Annotated in this window: 4 protein-coding genes and 1 pseudogene; 3 read left to right on the top strand and 2 right to left on the bottom strand. The window is 50.1% G+C overall.

Annotated features, from left to right (window positions below):
• Positions 1 to 342: 342 nt before the first annotated feature.
• From ACPZMI_RS06190 to ACPZMI_RS06180, 3 genes are read left to right on the top strand one after another with little or no spacing between them, the layout of a single operon-like run.
• The gene (locus ACPZMI_RS06190) at positions 343 to 2,547 is read left to right on the top strand and encodes a type I secretion system permease/ATPase (protein WP_186722072.1); all 2,205 of its coding nucleotides are present in this window, start codon (positions 343 to 345) and stop codon (positions 2,545 to 2,547) included.
• Between the two features lie 45 nt (positions 2,548 to 2,592).
• Positions 2,593 to 3,867 (top strand): HlyD family type I secretion periplasmic adaptor subunit, encoded by a 1,275-nt coding sequence (locus tag ACPZMI_RS06185; RefSeq protein ID WP_426351876.1) that lies wholly within the window; start codon positions 2,593 to 2,595, stop codon positions 3,865 to 3,867.
• Between the two features lies 1 nt (position 3,868).
• The gene (locus ACPZMI_RS06180; protein ID WP_186722074.1) at positions 3,869 to 5,395 is read left to right on the top strand and encodes a TolC family protein; all 1,527 of its coding nucleotides are present in this window, start codon (positions 3,869 to 3,871) and stop codon (positions 5,393 to 5,395) included.
• 189 nt (positions 5,396 to 5,584) lie between these two features.
• Here the strand turns inward: ACPZMI_RS06180 and ACPZMI_RS06175 are convergent.
• Both ACPZMI_RS06175 and ACPZMI_RS06170 read right to left on the bottom strand, forming a co-directional pair.
• Positions 5,585 to 5,956, bottom strand: a pseudogene (locus tag ACPZMI_RS06175) (DUF4113 domain-containing protein); the annotation flags it as partial.
• A 106-nt stretch (positions 5,957 to 6,062) separates the two neighbouring features.
• A partial coding sequence (locus ACPZMI_RS06170) for an Ig-like domain-containing protein (protein WP_426351875.1) occupies positions 6,063 to 9,397 on the bottom strand: 3,335 nt, incomplete at its 5' end.

Genomic DNA, 9,397 nt, shown 5'->3' with positions numbered 1-9,397 from the left:
CGGCGAAAGCTGAAGAAAAACTCAAAACCGTGTCCGGGATGAGTTGACCACTACAAAATGTCTACGGCGTCGCGGGCTGACCAGTACCTCTGCCGTGCTCTGTAGGAAATTTCCTACAGAAAAACTTCCTATCGCTCTCAATAATCACCTCATCTACCGTAATCGGCTTATCCAGGCGATGCGTCTAACGATCCAAGCACTTGAAAAGTTAATGCGGGGGCAATAGTTGAATCCTCTGCGCGTGCAGCGATAGTTATTTTAAATTTGTGAAACCATCAATCAAAATATGAACTCATGCAGCGCTGGCTGTAAGAAAATTATTTGAAATGAGGTGCGGGGAAAGTGGAGAGCGGTGACGATTTTAGCGTGATAGATGAGCTGATTGAAGAGCGGTCGGATTCGCTTCTTTCAGCGGTGAAATTTGTTTGTAAGTTTTATAATAAAGAAGTCAGTGAGGCTGTTTTATACGCGGGTCTACCGCGTGGTAAAGCGTTGTCGCCGATCGCGGCAGTGCGGATGCTTGAACAGGTAGGTATGAAGGCCGGCTGGGTTCAGCGTTCACTTGATCAGATTTCTGATTATTTGTTGCCCGTTGTGCAAGCCTGTGGAGATGGACGTTACTGTGTCATTCTCCGGAAACATACAGATAAAGGTAAATGGGTGTACGATGTTGTTTTTCCAGAGCATGGAGGACGGGTCGTTATCGATGAGGCAGAGCTGCTGAAGCAGTGTACGGGGTACTTTTTATTGGTCGGCGCCGTTCCGAAATTGGAGGCGTGCAGTCAAGACGATCTACTGTATACCAAACCCAGCCAATCCCATTGGTTGCTGTCCGTCATCTGGCGTTTTCGATTTTACTTTTACAGTGCCGCGCTTGCGGCGTTGCTGGCGAATATCCTGACGTTGGCCATCACTTTTTTCACCATGAACGTCTACGACCGCGTTGTGCCTACGCAGGCGTATGTATCGTTGTGGTCAATGGCAATCGGTGTGTTGATCGCGATAAGCCTTGAATTTGCTTCGCGGCAGATTCGTGCATATTTACTGGATGTGGCGGGAAAAAAAGCGGATTTGATTTTAGGGGCCAAGTTATTTCGCCAGGTCATGGCGGTGCGATTAGAAAGCAAACCGGGGTCTTCTGGGGCATTTGCCAACCAATTCCGTGAATACGAGTCCGTGCGGGACTTCATCACCTCGGCCACACTGGCGACATTGTCAGACTTGCCTTTCTGTCTTATGTTCCTCGGCATTATTTATTGTATTGGCGGGGCGCTGAGTATTATTCCGCTGTTGGCAGTGCCTTTGATTGTGCTGGTGAGTATTGCCTGCCAATGGCCGTTGTCACGTTATATGCAGGAAAACTTGCGAGAGATTTCTTTACGACAAGGATTGTTGATTGAGACGCTGGAAGGCATGGAGGCATTAAAGGCTTCGCGTGGCGAAAGTGTTATGCAGAAACGTTGGGATGATTTTAGCGCACTCGCTACTGCATCTGCGATGAAAAGTCGGTTCTTATCAAGTCTGACCACTAACTTCGTGATGTACGTGCAACAGATGGTCACGGTACTGATCGTCTTAACCGGTGTCTATATGATTCATGACGGCCAGCTTACAATGGGCGCGATGATTGCTGTGGTCATCCTCTCGGGTCGGTCACTGCAACCATTAGGCGCCGTGGTGGGGTTGGCGCTGCGTTATCAGCAGGCTAAAGCGGGTATGAAATCGCTGAGTATGCTGATGAGCCTGCCGGTGGATCGGGACCCGCAGGCAACCTTTCTCCCTGCGCCTAACCTTGAAGGTCATCTTAGTCTGAAAAAAATCAGTTATGTTTATCCGATGCCTGGAGTCGTGGCGCCTCCGAAAGCGCTGGACAACATCAATTTAACCATCGCACCGGGTGAACGGGTAGTAATACTTGGCAATATTGGCAGCGGAAAATCTACGCTACTCAAACTGATGGCGGGACTTTATAGGCAGAGTGAAGGCCGCTTGGCGTTGGATGATATTGATGCATCGCAAATAGACCCTGCCGATTGGCGGTCGCTCGTGGGGTACGTAGGGCAGGACTGCCAATTGTTCTTCGGCTCTTTGCGCGAAAACGTGATGATTGGTAATCCGGGTGCAACTACCCAGCAATTTCTGCGCGTCGCCAAAATCACCGGATTGGACAAAATCGCTTCACGCCATCCTTCGGGTTATGACATGCCGATTGGTGAGATGGGGCGTAACTTGTCTGGTGGGCAAAAGCAATTGATCGCGCTGGCCCGTTGCTTGATGCTGGAGCCCAAGGTGCTCTTGCTGGATGAGCCTACCAGTGCGATGGATGGTTTAAACGAGGCTCAGTTCATTGAGCAGTTGGGAAACTTGAGTGCCTCGCACACCTTAGTAATCGTGACTCACCGTATGTCGATGCTCAGTATCGTCCAGCGTCTTGTCGTGATTGAGAATGGATGCATTGTCGCTGATGGTCCTAAAGAGCAAGTGCTTGTGGCGCTGAATGGTCAGCATCGATCGCCCGAAGATACTCACCTCGGCACATCTCAATGATAGGGCGTTCTGCTTACCCGCTCTGCATTGCCAGGATAATTTTCCATGTCATTTAAAAAGTTAATGCGCTTGCTTGGTAAAGGTCGGCCCGTGCATCTAAAAAAAGTTCAGCATGCTTTACGCGTTGAAGATGAAGCATTCATGCGAGACTTAAAAGGTGCGTTGATTGAGCAGCGCACCCCGGCCAGCGCGTTAGTATTATGGCTGATAGCGGCGGCGATGGTGTTCGGTATTCTTTGGGCTAATTTTGCGCGTGTGGAAGAGGTCACCCGTGGAGAGGGAAGAGTCATACCAGCCAGCCGTGAGCAGGTGATCCAGAGTTTGGAAGGCGGGATCATGAAAGATCTCTTTGTCAAGGAAGGTGATGTTGTAGAGCCGGGGCAGAAGTTGTTGCAGATCGATCCGACGCGGGTGGGTGCCAATTATGGTGAAGCGTTATCACGGGTCCAGGGGTTAAAAGGAGCTATTGCTCGTTTGCGTGCAGAAGCTTATGACACGCCGCTCGTGTTTCCTGAAGATATTAAGCAGAACGCGTCTATCGTGCGCGATGAAACCCAAGCTTTTAACTCTCGCCAGAGAACGTTATTGGAAAGTGTTAAAGCTCTGCGTCGAAGCTTGGAGTTGGCAGACGGTGAAATCAAACTGTCCGCGCCCATGGCGCAGCAGGGCCTCGTGTCCGAAGTGGAAATTATGCGCTTACGTCGTCAGGCTAACGAGTTCAATTTGCAAATTGCCGAGCGTCTCAACCGATTTCGCTCGGAAGCCAACAACGAGTTGACACGTTCGGAAAGCGAGTTGGCACAAGCTTTGGAGGTACTCAAGGGGCGTGAAGATATTGTGAATCGCACGACGATCACGGCTCCGGTACGAGGAACGATCAACAATATCCAGGTCACTACACGTGGTGGGGTAATTCAACAAGGGGCGGAAATCATGACGCTGATTCCGCTGGAAGACCGGTTACTGGTCGAAGCCAAGATCAAGCCTGCAGACGTGGCGTTTATTCGTCCTGGCCTGACAGCGACGGTTAAGATCTCGGCCTACGACTACGCGGTTTATGGTGGACTCGTCGGCAAGGTTGAACACATAAGCCCCGATACTTTATTTGACGAAGACAAAGCCCGTTTCGGCAGGGATAACTCGACTTACTACAAAGTCTATGTTCGAACAGACCGTGCTGTCTTGGAGGCGGGTGGACACAAGCTCCCAATCATTCCCGGTATGATCGCCAGTGTTGATATTAAAACTGGAGAAAAAACGATCCTGTCCTATCTGCTGAAACCCATATTCAAAGCACAAGAAGCCTTTCGGGAGCGATGACATGAACAGCTCACCCTTGACGTTTAGGAAAATGACTTTCATATCAATAGGGTTGGCCTGCGCTTATGTAAATTTCAGCGGTGTAGTACTCGCTCAAGAAAATAAACAGCTGCGACTGGACGATCGTCAAATCGCGGCGTTAATTCACCGGTTTCCTTCCTCTGCAACGGTGCCCGCCTCACCGACCACTGGTCATATACTCGCGACGACTCCAGCCGTGAAAAGGCAAGACCTCGCCATCAATCCCACGATTTCTACGCTTCAGGGGCCCACGTTGCGTTCAGTGGCGGTAGGTAGTGAGCTGCCCGTGAATAGAGAATTGCGTTCGTTGATGAGAGATTTTGTGGCCAAGGCATTACGTCACAGCCCAGAGGTGCGGGTGTCTATTGCAAATGAAAACGTTGCCGCTTACGAAATTGATGAGGTCAAAGGGCGACGCTGGCCTCAAGTGCGTTTGGGGATGAATTCAGCATTAACTAAGAATGACAGCGGTAGCTCGAATAGTAACCGTACGGCGGGTACCTTGAGCGTCATCACGAATGTGTGGGATTGGGGGAAAAACGCCAGAGATACAGGCGCGGCTACGGCGTCACTTGAAGTTAAAAAGCAGAACAGCCAAGCGGAGCGGGAGCGGGTGGCGTTCAATACGACGTCCGAGTTGATCAATCTATTGCGCGCCATACGAAGTTCCGAAGTGGCTGAGGATTATGTACGGCAGATGAGCGACCGAGTCGATATGTTGTCTAAAATTACTCAAAACGACAAAGGTCGGGCGAGTGAGTTGGTCCAGGCTCGTGCCAGGTTGTTATCGGCGCAAGCTAGTCGTGAACAGATAATTGGCCAGCAGCACATTTCTCAGATTCGACTTCATCGGATTTTGGGTGAGGAGGTGCCAGAGGTATCCGGCGCTTTACTGGTTCTCAGTCGCCCTATGATTGACCAAACAGCCGCATTATCGTCGCTTGATGTTCACCCTTTGTTGCTGCAACTCAAAGCCCGGGCGGACGTCGAAGGCGAGCGCCAAAAGGCGCTCAAGGCTCAGGGACTTCCCGGGCTCAATCTCGTCGTACGTAAAGAGCAAAGGGATTCAATGGGAAGTCATGCGAGAGGCCCAAATGATTGGTATGCCGGTGTAGATGTGCAGTGGGATATCTTTAGTGGTGGTTCCAATACGGCAGCCCAGAAGGCTGCAGGAGAGCGTAAAACTTCAGCATTGGAAGAGTATCAAAAAACGGAGCAAGATTTGCGCCTGGAGATCATGCGTTCGACTCAAAACCGAGCGAACGCCTTGCAACAGGCAAGAAACTATCAGCAGCTAGCCATAGAAACCGATCGTGTGCGCAAGATGTATTATGAGCAGTGGTATCATTTAGGAAAACGCACATTGCTTGATGTGTTGGTGGCTGAAAATGAGCACTTTAACAGTCAGTTGCAAGCGATTGGAGCTATCAGTGATAGCCTAATCAATGACCTGAGTATTTTATCTAGCTCGGCACAATTGCTGAGCCATTTGTCTGTTGGGGAGTAGCGATCTGATCTACAGCGGTCAACCATTCGCGGGCACAGAATCGATTTTTCCTTCGCAACTGTCGGCGGCACAAAGCCATTGCGTTTAGGCGGTTTCATTCATGAATCCTCTGATCTTGAAGCATCCGACCTCAACACCTTCATCCCGGAGCATGGCAGTGGTGGGCTGTGTACAACGGACCTGCCAAAACTATTCAAGCCTGGTAGTGAAATTCTGACTGATCAGCTCTCGACCCATAGCCGAGTCAGGAGTCGCCAGCACACTGGCTGTGCGCAGGATGCCATGACCACAATGGCCATTAATCTGATCCAGCACCCTCATTACCCTCGACGTGTCTGGAGGTGGCGACACTGCAAACAGATCGTCGGTGGATTCACCTGGCTGGGACAGGTTTGGCAAGACGATCTCAGCTTTGCTGTGCTTGAAGCCCGGCCGGAATACCTGATCCAGCGCCTCGAAGGCGGCTTTTTTTACTCACTGCACATCATCGGTGGGGTAGGGCAGATCCGCCACTACACCATTTGCATACGTTGCTTCCTCGGGATTGAACATTTCCGTCTTGTAATATATGAATCAAATTTGCTCGGAAAAGCGTTCTTGTGTAACGGCTTGAGCAACACCCAAGCCGTTACACTTTTCGTGAGCTAAAGTGGGTTACAAGTCAGTATTACACCCAATTAACATTGATTGTTTGTTCTATCAATAACTGCCCTTGGTGATCACCCACACTATTGTAGACATTATAGGCATGGCCTTCAGAGTAAATGGTTTTTGTGCTTTCAGTTTTCCACTCACCTTTATCTTTCACCTCAACCACGTTGTCGCTACTACCTTTTATAACAACCTGGTTGCGCGAAACAGCCTCATCCAACCCAGAGCTGAAGTTGCTTTTATTAAACATATTCATGCCAGACGTCATATCCATAACATGCTTCAAGTCAATCGTCAGCTTCATTTTGTTACCCCCATTCAAGTCCAAGACTTCCATGTTGGCAAGACGCGAAAGCCCGACGCCAGTCTTGATGGTGCCTAGCCCTGTTGTAGTGATTTTGGTGAGATCGAAGTCGTTGACATCCTTCTCAAAGGCCAGCGTATCGATACCGTTGCCGCCATCAATTCGAGCCAAGCGCCCATGCAATCCCGCACTTTCCTGGAAACCTTTAAGCAGAAAAGACAGGTTATCTTTATTCAAGATAATCACGTCATCTCCGGAACCTGCATAGATGACGTCGGCACCTCCCTTGCCATAAATAGTGTCATTGCCTGCCGTTCCTTTAATGAAATTGCTATCCGCATTTCCCATTGCAAGTCCGGTGGTGTTATCAACACTGATGGACGGTTCTGCCCCGAGAGACGTGCCACCCAAGTACAGTTTTCCGCTAGATTGGTATGAGCCAACGTAAATATCCGGCAAACCATCGCCATTAATATCTAGACGACCGGCGATCGATGCGCCATCTGCCTGCTCTTTTGGCACAACGATACCCTGTTTGGGGGTGAATTTCGCCATATCAATTTTTTCGTTATCGGCTTTCCCGAAAATAATATAGGAATTCTGGTAGCTGCCGTAAGAACCACCCTGTTTAGCGGCTCCAGCTCCTGAATTACCATAGGTGGAATAAGCGAAATCCATAAGACCATCACCATTGATATCACCCAGGGCGCGGACGTCGCCATACTTTGTCGGCTGCGCCGCAAGCGCACTCGAAGCATCAATCATATAGCCGCGATTATTTTCCTTAAGCCACTTTTCCTCCAGCACGATCTTATTGCGGAACTTGCTGAATTCTGCCAGCGTGCCCCCATATACGACAAACAAGTTGGTGCCATCATTCACCAAAACGTCTGAAAAGCCGTCACCGTTAGTATCGCCTACCCCCGCAACCGACTGAACCTGGTTAACCTCACGGGCACCGGTTCCTGTTACCCATTCAAAGTCCGTCGTTTTACTGATGCTCCCCCGATCAGGGTTTCCGATAGTAATACCTCGAGCGGTCACAATACCTCGGCTACCACCACCTAAAAAGTCACCGGTAGCCGATACGTATTGCGCACCACTGTAAAAGGCATCGTAGCTGTTGACGTTTGTATCAGAGGCGCCAAATTTAAAATCCGTTACAGTGTTTTTAGGATCAACCTGCTTCCCCCCAAATACGACAGTGGAGGTTCCATTTTGCCCAAATGCCCCATATCCGCCCAAAACAGTATCCATCAGGCCATCGCCGTCCAGATCGCCCGCGCCGCTAACAAAATACCCGGTACCAATAACTTTCGGGTTTTCAAACATTTTCATGTATTTTTCTGATGTAACCCCAAGGTTTTGGGCTCCATTGTAAACACGTACATCTGCCCTGGATCGGCTATTCGTCCCGCTGTGCACCGATGCAATATCGTTAAGACCATCGCCGTTAGTATCACCCAAGCCAGCCGTATGAAAACCGGTATCAATATTTCCAAGTTGATACTTAGGATGCTGACTTTCGGAAACATTGGCGTTACCTCTTAACAGGGCATTATAATTTCCACTGTCGTAACCCAGGCCTGCAACAGAATCGAATCCACTGCCATCCACGTTGCCTGCAGAATCTACAGACCAGACTCCTTGGCTACCTGTAATTGCGATAGGCTTATTGGTTGGTCCGTTGAAGGTAACTTGCGAAACGCTTGAAGCCTCACTGAGGTTAGAGGCTGCATCCAGCGCGTTGACATAGTAACTGTGCTGGCGGTTACTTTGAAAAGGCAAAGCAGCTGTCCACTCACCATTGGCGTCAGCGACAACGCGCATTAGTTCGACATTCTTTCCATCCGCATTTTTGTGGAAGATAATAACCGTTGCATTGGCTTCCGCATGACCGCGAAGTGTCGGGGTATTATCAACAGTGGCTTTACCACTTTTGACATCCACGCCATCTTTGGTCACGATGCTGTCCAAGGTGGGGGCGGGCGGGGGAACCGTATCAATGGTTAAGTTTACCGTCACTTGCGCACCTTTCACATTACGGGCGCCATCGATGATCCTGACGTCATAGTTATAAACCCCATCCGAATGTGCCGGTAACTTAATACTCCAGTTCCCGTCGCTATCGACGGCCCCTAGCGCAACACGCTTGCCGTCGCCCTTGCTGATGATTTCTATACTGTTGCCACTACCGACCCCTGTTGCTCGTCCGTGTAAGGTGGGAGCTGGGTCATTAGTTGGCACATTCAGTGGGTGACGTTCAAATTTATTGTTTGCAATTATTTGACCGTCAGAACCGACCGTATCGGTATAACTCTCAACCTTCACTTCATACTTTGTAAAAGGGTTTTCGTAACTTTTTACAGTCGCAGCGCTTTCGCGCCCCTGTCCATCAATGGCAACCGCTTTAAACTCGGAAGTCCCCTGAGGCGCAGGGCCAGAAAGGGTAAAGTTCCCGTCAGCGTCCACGACAACCGTTTTGGTCACCTTGTTCGGGAGTTCTATGCGGACTTTCAGCCCAGGTGCTGATTTGCCCGTCAACGTGAATTCGCCAGTCGCTTGGTCCGTGGCGATATCATAAGTCGGCGCCGACGGTCTAGCCAAATTGTACGTCAAGTTTGCCGGCACGCTTTTGTTACCGGCAGCATCGATTGCAACGGCTGATATATTACCGTTTGGCTGAGGATCGTTGATGTCCAACTTGAAATTGCCGTCGGGACCGGCTTTCACGTTGTGGGTCTTGCCGTCCGGTGAGGTTATGTTGACCGTGCTGTTGGGCTCGGCTTTACCGGTGATGGCGATCCCCTCATTGGGCTTGCTGATCACGTTCAGCCCTGTCGGGGCATCCGGTGGCGTAGTATCAATTTTCGGGTCTGCAATGAACTCCAGAATTGCAGGCAAACTTTTGTTATTTGCTGCATCCGTTGCAGTGATGATGATCTTGCCGTTTGGCTGAGGATCGTTGATATCCAACTTGAAATTGCCGTCGGGGCCAGCTTTTACGTTGTGGGTCTTGCCGTCCGGTGTGGTGACGTTGACCGTGC

This window comes from Pseudomonas wayambapalatensis, assembly GCF_049942315.1.
Classification (GTDB): Bacteria; Pseudomonadota; Gammaproteobacteria; order Pseudomonadales; family Pseudomonadaceae; genus Aquipseudomonas; species Aquipseudomonas wayambapalatensis.
This window is presented reverse-complemented; position numbering and strand designations above follow the sequence as displayed.

Excerpts from the sequence above, each read along its gene's own strand:
- ACPZMI_RS06185 (WP_426351876.1), top strand. The coding sequence starts at position 2,593 with ATGTCATTTAAAAAGTTAATGCGCTTGCTTGGTAAAGGTCGGCCCGTG.
- ACPZMI_RS06180 (WP_186722074.1), top strand. The coding sequence starts at position 3,869 with ATGAACAGCTCACCCTTGACGTTTAGGAAAATGACTTTCATATCAATA.